The organism is Collinsella sp. TM05-37, assembly GCF_003436455.1.
Classification (GTDB): domain Bacteria; phylum Actinomycetota; class Coriobacteriia; order Coriobacteriales; family Coriobacteriaceae; genus Collinsella.
The window spans coordinates 23,724-38,625 of record NZ_QSPN01000004.1 but is presented as its reverse complement, the minus strand read 5'-3'; the positions used below and the strand labels follow the sequence as shown (position 1 = coordinate 38,625).

16 protein-coding genes are annotated in these 14,902 nt (G+C 56.2%); 9 read left to right on the top strand and 7 right to left on the bottom strand.

The features are described from left to right. Positions 1–28: 28 nt before the first annotated feature. From gyrB to DXD48_RS03455, 6 genes are all read right to left on the bottom strand, one after another. A complete protein-coding gene (gyrB, locus tag DXD48_RS03480; RefSeq protein ID WP_117564019.1) occupies positions 29–2,059 on the bottom strand; it encodes a DNA topoisomerase (ATP-hydrolyzing) subunit B in 2,031 nt (676 codons plus the stop codon). Between the two features lie 105 nt (positions 2,060–2,164). After that, positions 2,165–2,728: a DciA family protein gene (locus tag DXD48_RS03475; RefSeq protein ID WP_117564018.1), complete on the bottom strand. Its 564-nt coding sequence runs from the start codon at positions 2,726–2,728 to the stop codon at positions 2,165–2,167. Next, on the bottom strand, positions 2,715–3,821 hold the full coding sequence (locus tag DXD48_RS03470) for a DNA replication/repair protein RecF (RefSeq protein ID WP_117564017.1): 1,107 nt from the start codon (positions 3,819–3,821) through the stop codon (positions 2,715–2,717). The genes DXD48_RS03475 and DXD48_RS03470 overlap by 14 nt, the downstream gene beginning before the upstream one ends. Positions 3,822–3,830: 9 nt before the next feature. Then, positions 3,831–4,934 carry a DNA polymerase III subunit beta gene (gene dnaN / locus DXD48_RS03465; protein WP_022094338.1) on the bottom strand — a complete coding sequence of 368 codons (1,104 nt, stop codon included), beginning with the start codon at positions 4,932–4,934 and terminating at the stop codon, positions 3,831–3,833. Between the two features lie 238 nt (positions 4,935–5,172). Beyond that, a complete protein-coding gene (locus tag DXD48_RS03460; RefSeq protein ID WP_117564016.1) occupies positions 5,173–6,897 on the bottom strand; it encodes a DnaA ATPase domain-containing protein in 1,725 nt (574 codons plus the stop codon). A 15-nt stretch (positions 6,898–6,912) separates the two neighbouring features. Next, on the bottom strand, positions 6,913–8,265 hold the full coding sequence (locus tag DXD48_RS03455; RefSeq protein ID WP_117564015.1) for an ATP-binding protein: 1,353 nt from the start codon (positions 8,263–8,265) through the stop codon (positions 6,913–6,915). 345 nt (positions 8,266–8,610) lie between these two features. On the opposite strand from DXD48_RS03455, the gene rpmH reads away from it, so the two are divergent. The 9 genes from rpmH (at position 8,611) to DXD48_RS03410 (ending at position 13,650) form a co-directional block, all read left to right on the top strand. Then, positions 8,611–8,745, top strand: coding sequence for a 50S ribosomal protein L34 (gene rpmH / locus DXD48_RS03450; RefSeq protein ID WP_019127408.1), 135 nt, complete (start codon positions 8,611–8,613; stop codon positions 8,743–8,745). Positions 8,746–8,765: 20 nt separating this feature from the next. Continuing rightward, positions 8,766–9,104: a ribonuclease P protein component gene (gene rnpA / locus DXD48_RS03445; RefSeq protein ID WP_082435526.1), complete on the top strand. Its 339-nt coding sequence runs from the start codon at positions 8,766–8,768 to the stop codon at positions 9,102–9,104. Beyond that, a complete protein-coding gene (gene yidD / locus DXD48_RS03440; protein ID WP_022093804.1) occupies positions 9,101–9,325 on the top strand; it encodes a membrane protein insertion efficiency factor YidD in 225 nt (74 codons plus the stop codon). Before rnpA ends, yidD begins: the two co-directional genes overlap by 4 nt. A 29-nt stretch (positions 9,326–9,354) precedes the next feature. After that, the gene (locus DXD48_RS03435; RefSeq protein WP_117564014.1) at positions 9,355–10,125 is read left to right on the top strand and encodes a YidC/Oxa1 family membrane protein insertase; all 771 of its coding nucleotides are present in this window, start codon (positions 9,355–9,357) and stop codon (positions 10,123–10,125) included. Positions 10,126–10,169: 44 nt separating this feature from the next. After that, positions 10,170–10,739, top strand: a complete 570-nt coding sequence (locus DXD48_RS03430) for a R3H domain-containing nucleic acid-binding protein (RefSeq protein WP_022093802.1) — start codon at positions 10,170–10,172, stop codon at positions 10,737–10,739. Between the two features lie 168 nt (positions 10,740–10,907). Further along, positions 10,908–11,573 carry a 16S rRNA (guanine(527)-N(7))-methyltransferase RsmG gene (gene rsmG / locus DXD48_RS03425; protein ID WP_233509094.1) on the top strand — a complete coding sequence of 222 codons (666 nt, stop codon included), beginning with the start codon at positions 10,908–10,910 and terminating at the stop codon, positions 11,571–11,573. A gap of 134 nt (positions 11,574–11,707) precedes the next feature. Beyond that, positions 11,708–12,508 carry a ParA family protein gene (locus tag DXD48_RS03420; RefSeq protein WP_055251322.1) on the top strand — a complete coding sequence of 267 codons (801 nt, stop codon included), beginning with the start codon at positions 11,708–11,710 and terminating at the stop codon, positions 12,506–12,508. Continuing rightward, positions 12,501–13,406 carry a ParB/RepB/Spo0J family partition protein gene (locus DXD48_RS03415; RefSeq protein ID WP_187362344.1) on the top strand — a complete coding sequence of 302 codons (906 nt, stop codon included), beginning with the start codon at positions 12,501–12,503 and terminating at the stop codon, positions 13,404–13,406. Before DXD48_RS03420 ends, DXD48_RS03415 begins: the two co-directional genes overlap by 8 nt. Then, positions 13,396–13,650, top strand: a complete 255-nt coding sequence (locus DXD48_RS03410) for a hypothetical protein (RefSeq protein WP_117564012.1) — start codon at positions 13,396–13,398, stop codon at positions 13,648–13,650. The genes DXD48_RS03415 and DXD48_RS03410 overlap by 11 nt, the downstream gene beginning before the upstream one ends. 198 nt (positions 13,651–13,848) lie before the next feature. On the opposite strand, the gene rlmN is transcribed toward DXD48_RS03410, so the two are convergent. Beyond that, positions 13,849–14,901, bottom strand: a complete 1,053-nt coding sequence (gene rlmN / locus DXD48_RS03405) for a 23S rRNA (adenine(2503)-C(2))-methyltransferase RlmN (RefSeq protein ID WP_117564011.1) — start codon at positions 14,899–14,901, stop codon at positions 13,849–13,851. Position 14,902 lies beyond the last annotated feature (1 nt).

The following is a 14,902-nucleotide window of genomic DNA, read 5'->3' as shown; positions in this document are numbered from 1 at the left end:
TTGATATCGTCTGCCACGTTACCTCCTCTTAAGCGTCAAGGAAGCGTGCATCATGTGCATGCTTCTCGATGTACTCGCGGCGATAGCCGACCTCGGAACCCATCAGCTCGCGCACGGCGCGGTCTGCCACCACGGCGTCCTCGATCGACACACGCTGCAGAATGCGGGTCTTGGGGTCCATCGTCGTCGAGGCAAGCTGCTTGGGGTCCATCTCGCCCAGGCCCTTGTAGCGCTGGACGGTATAGCCCTTGCGCTTTTTGGTGATCTTGCCGTCCTTGGCCTTGCCGTCCTCGTCGTTATCGTCGGGGTTCAGTCCCAGACCCTGGATGGTGTCGCGCAGGATCTCGTCTTCGGGCTGGCGGCCGTTGGGATACACGTAGTGGATCTTGTTGCGCACCTTGATGCCAAAGATGGGCGGACAGGCAACATAGACGTAGCCGGCATCGATCAGCGGACGCATGTACTTGTAGAAGAACGTCAGCAGCAGGATGCGGATATGCGCACCGTCGACGTCTGCATCGGTCATGATGATGATCTTGTGGTAGCGAGCCTTAGTGATATCGAAGTCGCCGCCGTCGCCGGCACTCGTCGTGACACCGCAGCCGATCGCGGTAATCAGCGACTGGATGGTGTCGCTCGAGAACGCGCGATGGTCACCAACGCGTTCGACGTTCAGAATCTTGCCGCGCAGGGGCAGAATCGCCTGGATGTCTCGGCGACGGCCGTCCTTGGCCGAACCGCCTGCCGAGTCGCCCTCTACGATGAAGAGCTCGGTCAGCTCGGCATCGCGCACCGAGCAGTCAGCGAGCTTACCGGGCAGGGACGCCGTCTCGAGCAGGCTCTTGCGGCGGGTCGCCTCGCGCGCCTTGCGGGCGGCGTTGCGCGCCTTGCAGGCCTGTTGCGCCTTCTTGACGATCTCGCGGGCGGGCTTGGGATGCTCCTCCAAGTAATCGGCGAGGCCGTCGGTCACGATCTTGAGCGTGAGCGCGCGCATATAGGAGCTACCGAGCTTTGCCTTGGTCTGGCCCTCAAACTGCGGATCGGGCAGCTTGACCGAGATAACGGCCGAAAGGCCCTCGCGCACATCGTCGCCGGTCAGGTTGGCGTCTTTTTCCTTGAGCAGGTTCTGTTTGCGCGCGTAGTCGTTGATTACGCGGGTGAGCGCGGTGCGGAAGCCCTCAAGGTGCATGCCGCCCTCGGGAGTGTAGATGTCGTTGGCGAACGACATGACGTTCTCGCCGTAGCCGCTATTCCACTGCAGGGAAACCTCAACCTCGCCCATCTTGGCCACAGGCGCGTCCGGATCCGATTTGCCCTCGATGTAGATGGGCTCCTTAAAGGCCTCAGGGACGTCCTTGCCCTCGTTGAGAAACTTGACGAAGTCGACGATGCCGCCCTCGTAGCAAAACTCCTCCACGTGGGGAGTCGCCTCGCGCTCGTCGGTCAGCACGATTTTGAGGTTCTTATTGAGGAACGCCGTCTCCTGCAGACGGTTGTACAGCGTATCGAAATCGTAGATGCAGGTCTCGAAGATCTCGTCGTCGGGCCAGAAGGTGACGGTGGTACCCGTCGAATCCGAGGTGCCCACGACCTCCATCTTCTTGACGGTCTTGCCGCGCGAGAACTCCATCTCGTAGGTGTTGCCATCGCGACGAACCTGAACGACCACGCGCTTGGACAGTGCGTTGACGACGGAGATGCCCACGCCGTGCAGGCCGCCCGAGACCTTATAGGCCGAGTTATCGAACTTACCGCCGGCGTGCAAGATCGTCATGACGACCTCGAGCGTCGGGATCTTTTTAACAGGGTGCTCGTCGACGGGGATGCCGCGCCCGTTGTCGACGACCGTGATGGAGTTGTCGGCGTGGACCGTCACCTGGATCTCGGTGCAGAAACCGGCCATGGCCTCGTCGACGGAGTTGTCAACGATCTCCCACACCAGGTGATGCAGACCGCTGGCGCTCGTCGAGCCGATATACATGCCCGGGCGCTTACGAACGGCCTCGAGACCTTCGAGAATCTTAATCTCGCCGCCATCGTAATCGTTTTCGTTTGCCACACGTCCTCCTTCAGTCAAGAAAATGTGTACAGCCTTACTAGTTTATCGTAAAAAAATACCCTCGGGAACGAGGGTATTTGGCTCTACAAGGCCACCAGATGCGATTTAAGGCTCTTTTTTGCTTTGCACGCCCTTGGCCCACTCGGCACTGGCTCTCATGGCATTCTCGAGGGCCTCGCGCAGTTTTTGGTCTTCGATGGGCGCCACTTGGCGCTCGATCTCGGTACGCTCGGCCTCACTTAGGTCGGCGTGCGGGGCCGGCGGTCGCTCGGTCGTCGCCGGGCGCAGGCACTCCTTGGCGGCGGGCGGTGTGTGACCGGGCGCGGTGGTTTTGAACACCAGGCCGTCCACATGCGCACCGGCGCGCTCCATGCGTGCGCGGATGATCTCGCGCAACAGCGTCATTTCCTGCGTCCACGAGGGCGAGTCGAGATACACCAGCAGCTCATTGGACTCGGGCAGGTAGCGCAGTCCCGTCACATGCCGCCCCTCGCGCGTGCCCGAGCACACCGCGTTCCATGCGCGATAGACCGTGCGCGACTCCTCGGCAGCCTCCATCTGCGCACGGCGCTTAGGCGTTGCAGCCGCCAGGATGCGCTGGCGCTCTGCGTTCAAAAACCCGCTGAAGGCGGCTGTCTCGCTCTCGCGCTCGTAATTAGCACGTCTCACCCATGCTCACCACCTTGGCTCGATCAAGCAGGTCATCGGTAAAGTACCCCAAGTTGGTCGTAGTTATGACCGTCTGGATATCATCGCCGATCAGCCGCAGGAAAGCACCGCGACGCTCGCCGTCGAGCTCGCTCATCACGTCGTCCAACAGCAGCAGTGGGGCGGTGCCCAGGACATCGCGAGCCACGGCAACCTCGGCCACCTTCCAGGACAGCACCAGTGTACGCTGCTGTCCTTGGCTGGCAAATGAACGGGCGGAGCGACCCGCCACGGTAAACTCAATCTCGTCGCGATGCGGTCCCACCAACGTCACGCCGCGGCGGATTTCCTCGTCGGCGTGCTCATCAAGGGCAGCCAGCATGCGCTCGTACGCCCAGCCCTTCAGCTCTTCGCGATCCTCGACCTGGGGCAAATCCCCCAGCGTGGACGCATAGGTCACGCTGGCGGCCTCACCGGACGCCACTTGCCCGTAGGCAGTGTGCACATGGCCCGCCAGCCGGTCGAGCAGGGCCAACCGGTGCACGAGCAGGGCCGAGCCCGCGCGGGCAATCGAATCGTTCCACGCGCCGAGCATCTCGCGGCAGCACCAAATCTCCTTGAGCAAGGCGTTACGCTGGGTCACGCAGCGCCCATAGGTGCTCGCAAGATCGGCATAGCGTGCGCTCAGCTGCATGCCAAAGTCATCGAGGGCGGCGCGGCGCACACTGGCGCCTCGCTTAACCATGTCCAGATGGTCGGGGCAAAACAGCACGCTCGGCAGAACCCCGCGCACACCGGCGGCAGAGCATCTCTTGCCGTTGCGGCTAAACGAGCGCCTACCGTCCTCCGCGCTCAATCCCATATCAAGCACGCGGCCGTCGCCCTCGAGCCTCAGCTCAATCTTGCACGAGCCCACGCCGTCATGGACGAGCTCGGCTGCGGTCGGATGCCTAAACGAGGCGCCGCTCGTCAGCAGCTGCAGTGCCTCTATGAGATTGGTCTTTCCCGCCGCGTTGGGTCCCGCAAGTATCGTCACGCCCTCGTCCAGGGCAAGGCGATAGTTATCGAAGCTGCGGTAGTGCGCGACGGAAAGATCGCGGGCGAACATGGTCATGGCGCAGCGCTAGATGCGGACCGGCATGACCAGGTACAGGTAGTTAATCTTGTCGTAGGACTTAAAGATGCCCGCCTGCGAGTAACTCTTGAGCTCCAGCGTGATCTCCTTCTCCTTGGACAGGGCATTGAGGCAGCCGAAGATGTAGTGGTAGTTGAAGGCGATGGTGCCCGACTCGCCCTCGGCCTCGACATCGATCGTCTCCTGCGCAAGGTCCTGGTCATTGGAAATGGAGGACAGGCCCATCTGCCCGTTCTCGACATCGATCTCGAACTTGACGGCGGGGTTGGCGCTCGCGATAACGGCCACGCGCTTGAGGGCGGCGTTAAAGGCGGCGACATCGATCTTGACGCTCGTCACGCACGAATCGGGGATGAGCTGCTTGTAGTTAGGGTACACGCCCTCGATGCGACGCGACACGTAGGTGGTGTTGCCGGCCTCGAAGACGACCTGGGTGTCGGTAGCCCCGATCATGATGGTCGCCTGGCTGGCCATGATGTTCAGCGCGTCGTTAAAGGCGTCGGCCGGAACGTTGAGCTCAAAGGAGCCCTCGAGGGTCGAGGTCTCGACCTGCGTATCGCACACGGCCAAGCGGAAGGAATCGGTCGCCACCAGGCGTACGGTGTTGTTCTCGACCTTCATGTGCACGCCGCCCAGGATGGGGCGAGCCTTGTCGGTCGAGGTGACGCGCCACACGCGGCCGACCATTTCGGACAAGATATCGGTCGGCAGCTCCACGGCACTCTCGATGGCATAGGCCGGAAACTCGGGGAAGTCATTGGCATCGAGCGTGTTCAGCCTAAAAGAGCTCTTCTCGCAACCAATCAGCACCTGGCGCTCGGACAGCTCAAAGGTGACCGGGGCATCGGGGAGGGTCTTGGTGATATTGGAGAGCATCTTACAGGGGATAACCATCTCGCCCTCTTCTTCGACATGCGCCGCGATGCGATGACGGATCGAGATGGTGTAGTTAGAGGTCTGGAATTCCAAGATGCCGTCTTGGGCCTTAACGAGCACGCCCGACAGGATGGGAAGGGTGGATGCCGAAGCGACACCCTTCATAACGACGCCGATGGCTTGTGTAAGCGAGCTCTGGCTGACGGTGAACTTCATCTTTTAATACCTTTCTATAGATATAAATATCTTAATAATAGTAATAGCACTGACGAAACTGTTGATTACTCCCAAAGACGCAGGTCAGACCCAGAAAGAGAATCGACAGCAACCTGTGTGCAACAGGGGTGGTTTTTCACGTTCAAAACCTGCGCAAAACTTTTCATCACCGCGGGTTGGGTTTTAGACACCTTATGCCCGTGGTTTCGACAAGTTTTCAACAGGTGTCTCTATTTCCCTACGAGCGCAGTGTAATTTTATCGCGCAGCGACTTGAGGTCTTCGGTGACGGTGCGGTCTTCCTGGATCATCTTCTGGACCTTTTTGTAACTCGTGCTGACGGTCGAGTGGTTGCGGTTGCCAAATTCGGCGCCCACCGCCGTGGTCGTCATCTCGCACATCTCGATGGCCAGATAGATGGCAATATGGCGTGCTTTGGCGATATTGGCGTTGCGACGCGGGCCGATGAGCTCCTCGTGCGTCACGCCGTACTGCTCTTCGATGACGGACTGAACCGTCTGGACGTTGATCTTTTTGGCCGATGTGTCGAAGTACTGGCTGGCGATGGCGTCGATATCGTCAAAGGTGAGCTCCCCGCCCTCGCGCTCGCGGTCGCCCGCCTCGCCGGCGCAGCGCTCGCAAAAGCTCTCGAGTTCGCGGATGTTGGTGCCCGAGACCTCGGCCATGTGTTTAAAGTGCTCGTCGGTCAGGTGCCCGCCGTCGCCCCCATAGGCCGCCAGCAGCGAGTCGTCGCCTGCCTCGGGAGCGGCGACGATGGTGTTCTCGTAATAGCGCTGCAAGATCTTGTATTTCATCTCGTAGCTGGGCTCTGCGACCAGGCAGAGCATGCCGGCGTTGAAGCGGCTGGTCAGACGCTCGTCCATGCTCAGGTCCTTGGGGGCGCGGTCTGCCGCGATGACGACCTTCTTGTTGTTGCGGATGAACTCGTCCATGAGCTGGAAAAAGTAGTCCACGCTCGCGCGCTTGCCGATGATGTTTTGGATGTCGTCGATGATGAGCACGTCCACGCCGTGGTACGCCTGCATGATGGGGGCGTTGCTCTTCTTTTGGCGGTCGAACTCGGTCATCAGGTCGTCCAGATATGCCTGGGAGTTGGCATACTTGACCTTGATCTCGGGCGACTTCTCGGCGAGCTCGTTTTTGATGGCAAGCAGCAGGTGCGTCTTGCCCAGGCCCGATTTGCCGTAGATGAACAGTGATGTGCACGTGCCCCGCTCGTCCGCGAGGGCGGCAAACTTGAGTGCCGAGCGATAGGCATGGCTGTTCTCGGGGCCGTAGACAAAGTTCTCAAAGGTAAATTTTGAGTTCGCGGCGAGCGGGGCTCCATCCGTATTCTGTTCGGCCGGCGCGGTCGGTGCTGGCATGGGTGAAGCGGGGGTCGCAGCTTGCGTGGATTTAGTCGGCGCTCCGCCCTTCATCTGGTTCATCATGCGACGAAAATCATCGGCCGAGAGCGTGTTCTTGATTGCAATGCCCGAATCCGCGCCCGCCGCTGCGTCGTGAGCGATGGGCATGTGCGTGGCGGGTGCGTTCGTTGACGTCGCCGCCGCGGTCGGCAACGGTGCCATGGTTTCACGGGAAACATCGCTGTGCTGGTGCTCGATTGCCGGCACGTCGCCTGCGGAGGCTGGCGCCGCAGGGGAAGCAGCGGGAGCCGTGGCGGGCACCGTCGCGGCACCGGATTCGGCCGTTGCGCCTTGCGGTGCCACGATGTCGAGCGCAATCGGTGCAAAGGCGATTTCTTCCAGATAGGCCTCAATGGTCGGCTGATGCTTTTTGAGCTGCGCGATGGCAAAGCGCGAGGGGGCCTCGATCGTGAGCGTATCTTCGGTCAGGCTTATGGCGCGCGATTGCCCCAGCATGTTGATGAGGCGTGCATCTTGGCCGTCGCGCTGGCAAAAGGCGATGGCATCCCCCAGGATGATGCTTGCTTCCTCGTCCACTATCTCTCCCGTTCTTTAGCTCTGAGCTCGCACGCGAGCGGCGCCGAGTTCGGTCAGATGGTATTTCTGGCCATGCTTGATGACCAAGCCGGCCTGCGCCAAGTCATTGAGCGTGCGTGACCAAGTGGGGGCCGAGTTTCCAAACGCCCTCGCCAGATCGGTTGCACCGCACGCTTGATTTTGCGCCAGATAGCCCAGCGCGGCGTTGCCGCGATCGCTTACGAACACGTCCGGTTGTGGCTGCGCATACTGATTTGCTGCATTAGGATACATCATTTGAGCTGCTGGTTGTTGAGAACTCTGCATCGGCGGCATTTGCTGTTGAAAACTTTGAGGCCACTGTTGGTAAGGCTGCGGAGGCATCTGCTGGGCCCAGGGGTTGTACTGCTGCTGCGGCATCTGCTGGTACGGTTGCTGATATCCCTGCTGGTACTGCTGCGGGAACTGCTGGCCATACCCCAGTGGCGGCATCTGCTGATATGGATATCCCTGTTGGTACGGCTGATAGCCCATTTGCTGGCCACCCGGCGCCCCCGTCGCCTGCTGCATTGCTGCTGTATCCTGATCCGCCAGCGGCATGGCCTGTGGCACGTTTGGCGGCATCGACATCGACGCCGCCTGGGGCTCTTGTGTAGGAAGCATTCCGGGCTGCTGCATCTGTCCCACGCGGGGCTGCATCTGTTGCGTTGCCATGGGCTGCTGCGCAAAAGCTCCCGGCAGGGGATATGCGGGCTGCTCCGTCTCGGGCCGCACGGCAGCACCGCGCCCGCCGGCGCGTTCGATTTCCTGCACGCGTTTAGGGTCCAGGCTTACCGTAACCACGGTGCCGTTGCCCATGTTGTCCTCGATGGACACGGCCCCGCCGGCGTTTTCCAAATACTCCTGCACCATGGGAAACCCTGCTCCGGTTCCACGGATATAGCGCTTCATCTTGCTGTTTGCGCTGGTAACGCCAAAGTCGAAAGCACGCTCCTTGTCGTCGATGCCGGGTCCTTGGTCAGCAAAGCGGATGGTGTCTCCGCCGTCCAGAATCGAGATGATGGGCTCGGCAAAGTGCGCGTGGATAAAGTTTTCGACAATCTCGCGGATGACCATGAGCGAGATATGGCCACCTTGTTCTTTCATGCACTGGTAGACGGTGTTGGTCGTCTCTTCCAAATACGTGCGGACATCTTGCGGATCAATGACGATCACACGCGGTGTCGACAGCATATCGTCATAGACGGCGATGCGCGCGGCGTACATGGCTTTTGGCGCCTGCGTGGTCGTCTGCTCGCCTTCCTCACGCTCTTCGCGCACGCCGGTGATGTGCTCGTTGTCGGGTGCCGGGTCTCCGGAATCGACCATGGTGTAAAAGTCGTCAGACATGCCGCTCGCAATCTTTCAAAAGGTTTCGAACAAATAGTAGCTCACCGTGCAATGTTTCTCATCTTTCGACAACTTTTCAAAACCTGTTGAAAACTTTGGAAAACGGACGAAAAGTTCTCAACATTGCCAACATGACCTGTTGAAAACTCGATGAAATATCGTGAAAAGTTGCCATGCACCGTTAAATCGAGCTCGGCTTATGGGGGAACCGTGTGAACTGCGCAACCTTTTACCTTTGATTTCTTGACATTTGAACATTGATTTCCCTACAATCTTCAAGCTCACGTGTCTATATCTGCGTCCGCGCCCCCGCGGACACTCGAAATGCAGCAGGAGGAACTTAAGATGAAGCGTACGTATCAGCCTAATAAGCGTAAGCGTGCCAAGACCCATGGCTTCCGTGCCCGTATGGCCACTAAGGGTGGTCGTGCCGTGCTCGCCCGTCGTCGCGCCAAGGGCCGCAAGCGTCTCACTGTCTAGCAGCGATACACACATCTCGCATGAAGACTATTAAGTCTCGGCAAGATTTCGAGCATGTGTTCAGTCAGGGGCGTCGTTTTAATCACCCTCTGATTCGAATGACCATATGTGAATCGGTTGGCGAAGGCGACTCCGGAAGGGTCGCCTTCGTTGGTGCTAAACGGCTCGGTTGTGCTGTCGTGCGCAACCGTTCTAAGCGTGTGATGCGCGAGGCCGCCCGCAGCTGTGGATTTCCCGTTGCGGGTTATGACATCATCTTGTTCGCAACTCCCAAGACGAGGGTTTCTTCGCCTCAGGAGATGGACAATGCATTGCGTTCGCTTATGAAACGCGCCGGCGTTGCCGGGGAGGAGCGATGAGCAATCACGTTTTGCGACGTGTTGCCATCGCTCCTATTCGCATATATCAACAGGTTATTTCGCCCTTATTGCCTGACGCCTGCATTTATTACCCAACGTGCTCGCAATACGCCGTCCAGGCGATTGAGAAGTACGGTGTTTTGAGAGGCTGCTGGCTTGCCGTGAGGCGCATCGCTCGCTGCAATCCCCTGCACGTCGGCGGTTATGACCCTGTGCCCTAGCGGGCACTCGCTATCGGAGGAAAACTTACATGTGGGATTGGATCGTTAACATCCTTTTCGAGCTGCTCAAGCTCATCCAGACCTTTGCGGTCGACTGGGGCCTGTCCATCATCATCCTGGTGGTCATCATCCGTCTGCTACTGACGCCGCTTATGCTCAAGTCGACTAAGTCGACGGCACGCATGCAGGTGCTGCAGCCCAAGATGCTCGAGATCCAGGAGCGCTATGCCGACGATCCCCAGCGTCAGGCCGAGGAAATGCAGAAGTTCTACAGCGAGAACAAGTTCAACCCGATGGCTGGTTGTCTGCCGCTGTTGATTCAGATGCCTGTCCTGTTCGCCCTATTTACGCTGCTGCGTAACCTGCCGGACTACTTTAACGACGGCGCGTTCTCGTTCTTTAATATTCTGCCCGACCTGACCACCACGCCGAGTGCCTCCTTTGCCGATGGCTTTATGGTCGCGCTGCCTGCGCTGGTCTGCCTGATCCTGTTCGCTGTCCTGACCCTGATTCCGCAGCTCTATATGTCGCGCAACCAGACCGGCCAGCAGGCTCAGAGCATGCGTATGATGGCCGTTGTCATGACGGTCATGATGCTTTGGATGGGCTGGAGCCTTCCCGTTGGTGTTCTGCTGTACTACGACGTCTCGTCTGCTTGGCAGGTTATCCAGCAGATTTTTGTGACGCAGAAGGTCATCGACAAGGCGAAGGCCGATGAGGAGGAGCGCCTTAAGAACGCGCCGCTGCAGGTTGAGGTCACTCGTCGCGAGAAGAAGCCGCGCCCGCACAAGAAGAAGTAGCGGGATATCAATCTTATTTAGGTACCTAACTTTTGGAGTACGTTATGTCTGAAGAGATCATCGAGGATATGCTTGAGGAGGTTGCCCCGCAGGTCGCGGGCGATTATCCCGAGATTGCACAGCGCTACAAGGCCGGTGAAGAGCTGACCGACGAGGAGCTCGACACCATTGCCGATGTCGCGATTTCCATCCTGCGTTCCATCCTTTCGCACTTCGATGCCGCCAACTCTCCTATCGATGAGTATGAGGGCGACGAGGGTGAGCTGATTCTGGATGTAACGGCTCCCGACCTTGCTGTTCTCATTGGCCGTCATGGTCGCACCCTTGATGCCCTTCAGGTTATGTTCTCTTTGCTAGTGAGCCGCAAGCTTGGCTTTAGGTATCCGGTTGTAGTGGACGTCGAGGGATACAAGAGCCGCCGTCAGGACAAGGTTGCCTCCATGGCTCAGTCTGCAGCCGAGCGTGCCATCCGCACTCATAAGAGTGTTTCGCTTCCGCCCATGAATGCCTACGAGCGCCGACTGGTTCACATTGCACTTCGTGGCAATGACGCCGTCGATACTCATTCTGAGGGTTCTGACCCCGATCGCCATGTGGTGATTGTTGCTCGATAATCTACTCGAGCTTATGCTAAGGGGACGTGGTTTCCACGTCCCCTTTTTTTGTCAAAAGTTCTCGATACACTGATTTTTGTCAGAAAGGAGCTTTCGTTGTTAGTACTTACTGATCAGCAAGCTGACGAGATGTTGACTCGTCTAACTTCCTATTGCAAAGAGTATTCCTTGAGCGTATCTGATGTTGAGATGAGGAATTGTATTCAGCATTTGGATTTGGTTCTGGAAACAAATAAGACAACTAATCTCACCCGTATTCTTAACGTTGAAGATGCTGCGGTACTTCATATCCTCGACTCACTTGTTTTGCTCCCCTATATCAATAAGGCTCCTGAGGGAGCTTTGCTCGATATGGGGACAGGTGCGGGCTTCCCTGGTATTCCGTTAACCATAACCACGCATCGTAAAGCTACTTATATTGACTCTGTTGGTAAGAAGGTTGATGCCGTCAATTCTTTTGTTCATGCTCTTGGGTTGAAACATGCTCATGCGGTCCATGATCGTCTTGAAGAATATGCTCGAAGCCATAAGAAGCAGTTCTCTGTCGTAACTGCCCGCGCACTGGCTCCTCTACCGATTCTTGTTGAGTATGCAGCTCCGTTCCTCAAGGATGGAGGGCTATTTGTTATCACCAAGGGCAATCCTTCGGATGAGGAGCTTGCTTCTGGCATGTCAGCAGCTAAGATTTGTGGCTTCACTTTGCTTCTGAATGACGCAATCGATTTGCCTGAGGGCTTGGGCCACAGGGAGTTCATTGTTCTTAAGAAGAGTCATCCAGCATCTGTTTCATTGCCTCGTGCAAATGGCATGGCAAAGAAGAATCCGCTTGCCTAGATGTTTCACGTGAAACATAATGGATACTAACAACTTGCAGTGTTTCACGTGAAACATGGCAGTTGATATCGAATCGGAATGTTTCACGTGAAACATCCTCCGTTTGACAGCTTTAATACACACCAGGAGGGACCGTGGGATTTCGCGACGTTAAGCGTTCTAAGAACGCAAAAGACACGCGTATCATTGCAATCATCAATCAAAAAGGCGGCGTCGGTAAGTCAACAACGGCTGTAAACCTTGCAGCAGCACTGGGTGAGCAGGGTCGTAAGACACTGATTGTCGATTTTGATCCGCAGGGAAACAGTACCAGTGGATTTGGAATTGAAAAAGAAGACCTTGATCACTGCATCTATGATGCATTGTTGAATGATGTGCCGGCAGAATCGCTTGTTCTTGATACAAATTGCAAAAAGGTATTCGTAATTCCAGCTACGATTCAGCTTGCAGGTGCTGAAATTGAGCTCGTAAGCGCAATTGCTCGTGAAACCCGCCTCAAAGACTTGCTTGAGCCGATTCAGGACGAGTTCGATTTTATTTTCATTGACTGTCCTCCTTCGCTCGGCCTGCTTACAATCAATGCCTTGACCGCAGCAGATAGCGTTTTGATTCCAATCCAGTGTGAGTATTACGCACTCGAGGGCGTTACGAAGCTGCTTGAGTCAATGAAGATGGTCAAATCACGTCTGAACAAGGGCTTAGACACCTATGGCGTGCTTATGACCATGTATGACTCACGTACTTCTTTGTCGAATCAGGTTGTTGAGGAAGTTCAATCGTACTTTGGTGATAAGGCGTTTAAGACGCTGATTCCCCGTACTGTTAAAATCTCTGAAGCTCCGTCTTTTGGAGAACCGGTAATTACCTATGCACCTCAAAATAAGGGTGCAAAAGCGTATATGAACCTTGCAAAAGAGGTGATCAAGCGTGCCTAGTGCAAAGAAACGCGGTGGATTGGGACGCGGACTCAATGCTTTGGTCTCAGAGGCTGAGTATGAGACCGGTGGTTCTGCTGCATCTGCTTCAAATACAGCATCTGAAACAAAACTACCGGTTGAGGATATCGTTCCCAACCCTAATCAACCGCGAATTCACTTTAATGAAACTGAACTTCGCGAGTTGAGCGAGTCAATCCAAGAACATGGCGTTTTGCAGCCGCTTTTGGTTCGCAAGCATGGAAACGGCTATGAGATCATCGCTGGTGAGCGTCGTTACCAGGCGTCAAAGCTTGCTGGTCTTGAGGAGCTGCCTGTCATCATTAAAGATGTTAATGATGAAGAGATGCTGGCTCTTGCTCTTATCGAAAACCTTCAGCGTTCTGATCTGAATCCCGTCGAAGAGGCTAAGGGCTATCGCCAGCTCATTGATGCCAGCGGTATGACCCAGGAGGCATTGTCGAAGGCAGTAAGCAAATCACGCTCTGCAATTACAAATTCGCTGCGCCTTCTCGATCTCCCCGAAGTAGTTCAGCAGATGATTTTTGAGGGTAAACTTACTGCTGGTCACGCACGTGCGATTCTTGCAGTTCCCTATGAGGATGCTCGAATTCGACTTGCAGAGAAGGTTGTTGCGGAGGGCCTTTCTGTAAGAGCGACAGAAAATCTTGCTCCATTGTTTTCTGCCGGAGAGACACCTAAGACGCCGCGGCCTGCAACGCCTCAGTCTTTTAAAAAGGCTGCGCGTGTACTTCGTCAGGTATTTAATACCAACGTGCGCGTGAAAAGCTCGCGTGGAAAGAATAAGATTGAGATTGAGTTTAAAGACGAGGAAGAGCTCTCTCGTATTCTTGGTGAAATGATTCAGTTTGATCAAGGAGGCCAAGATGAGGAATAAGATTTTAACTGCGATTGCATTGGTGACGACTGTCGCGGCCGGTGCCTTTGCTGGTTATAAGATCGCGACAGACGATGAACTTCGAGGTCGTTTGCTTCGTGGTGCGCAAGATATTGTCGATACTTCCAAGAAGAAAATGGATGTTATGACAGAAGATGTTGCCATGCGCACTGCTCAGGTAACAAAAAATCCTAAGATTAATCAAGGTTGGGTTAGCAACCAATGGGAAAATGTAGGCTATTAGGTACCTAACAATTACCCTGCATATTTTGAGCGGCCCTTGTCTGATTCATGAGACAAGGGCTGCTTATTTTGTCCGTAAACAATGGGGAAGCTAGCAGCGGTCCAAAATTGAGGTCAATAAATGAAACGGCCCCTGTTGCATATCCTGCAACAGGGGCCGTCCGATGTTTCACATGAAACGTTTTGGAGTGCGACTCCCCTATGCGCTCTTTTGAACTTTGAAGCGCTGTTTCAGCTGTCCGCAAGCGGCGTCAATATCGTTACCACGGGAGTTACGAATCGTGGTCTCGATGCCACGGGACTCAAGACGACGCTGAAGATCCTCAACCTTATGAATCGGCGACGGCTTGAGCGGGCTGCCCTCGATGTCGTTAAGTTGAATCAGGTTAACGTGGCACAGCGTTCCCTCGCAGAAGTCGCAGAGTGCCTGCATCTCGGGATTCGTATCGTTGACGCCTTCGATCATGGCATACTCATAGGTCGGGCGGCGGCCAGTCTTCTCGGTGTAGAGCTGAAGCGCTTCGTGAAGGCGAAGCAGCGTGTATTTCTTAACACCGGGCATGAGCTTATTGCGCGTCGACTGGATGGCGGAATGCAGGGAAACGGCAAGAGTGAACTGCTCGGGGATATCGGCAAATTTGCGAATACCGGGAATAACGCCGCTGGTAGAGACGGTGAGGTGACGAGCGCCGATACCGATACCATCGGGGTCGTTGAGGATACGCAATGCCTTGAGAACCTCGTCGTAGTTGGCAAACGGCTCGCCCTGGCCCATGAAGACAACGCTTGTGGCACGCTCGCCAAAGTCGTTGGATACATGAAGCACCTGGTCGACGATCTCTTGAGCGGTCAGAGAGCGCTTGAGGCCGTTGAGACCGGTAGCGCAAAAGGCGCAGCCCATGCCGCAGCCTGCCTGGGTTGAAACGCAGACGGAAAGTTTGTTACGACGGGGCATGCCGACAGTCTCGACGGAAATGCCATCGTGGTACTCGAGCAGATACTTGCGCGAGCCATCTTTGGAAACCTGCTTGGTGAGTTCAGTCGGCGTATCAAAGGCAAAAGCCTCTTTAAGCTGCTCACGGAAAGCCTTGGGAAGGTTGGTCATATCGTCAAACGAACAAACGTTCTTCTCAAAGACCCATTCGATGAGCTGCTTTGCGCGGAAGGCGGGCTGGCCAAGTTCGGCCACAAGCTCGCGAATATCGTTTTGGCTCAAGTCGCGAATGTCCTGAGATTTAGTCCTGGGATTCATG

Coding starts and splice junctions, on each gene's coding strand:
- DXD48_RS03470 (WP_117564017.1), bottom strand. CDS start 3,821: ATGACCATGTTCGCCCGCGATCTTTCCGTCGCGCACTACCGCAGCTTC.
- dnaN (WP_022094338.1), bottom strand. CDS start 4,934: ATGAAGTTCACCGTCAGCCAGAGCTCGCTTACACAAGCCATCGGCGTC.
- DXD48_RS03455 (WP_117564015.1), bottom strand. CDS start 8,265: ATGTCTGACGACTTTTACACCATGGTCGATTCCGGAGACCCGGCACCC.
- rpmH (WP_019127408.1), top strand. CDS start 8,611: ATGAAGCGTACGTATCAGCCTAATAAGCGTAAGCGTGCCAAGACCCAT.
- rnpA (WP_082435526.1), top strand. CDS start 8,766: ATGAAGACTATTAAGTCTCGGCAAGATTTCGAGCATGTGTTCAGTCAG.
- yidD (WP_022093804.1), top strand. CDS start 9,101: ATGAGCAATCACGTTTTGCGACGTGTTGCCATCGCTCCTATTCGCATA.
- DXD48_RS03435 (WP_117564014.1), top strand. CDS start 9,355: ATGTGGGATTGGATCGTTAACATCCTTTTCGAGCTGCTCAAGCTCATC.
- DXD48_RS03430 (WP_022093802.1), top strand. CDS start 10,170: ATGTCTGAAGAGATCATCGAGGATATGCTTGAGGAGGTTGCCCCGCAG.
- DXD48_RS03410 (WP_117564012.1), top strand. CDS start 13,396: ATGAGGAATAAGATTTTAACTGCGATTGCATTGGTGACGACTGTCGCG.
- rlmN (WP_117564011.1), bottom strand. CDS start 14,901: ATGAATCCCAGGACTAAATCTCAGGACATTCGCGACTTGAGCCAAAAC.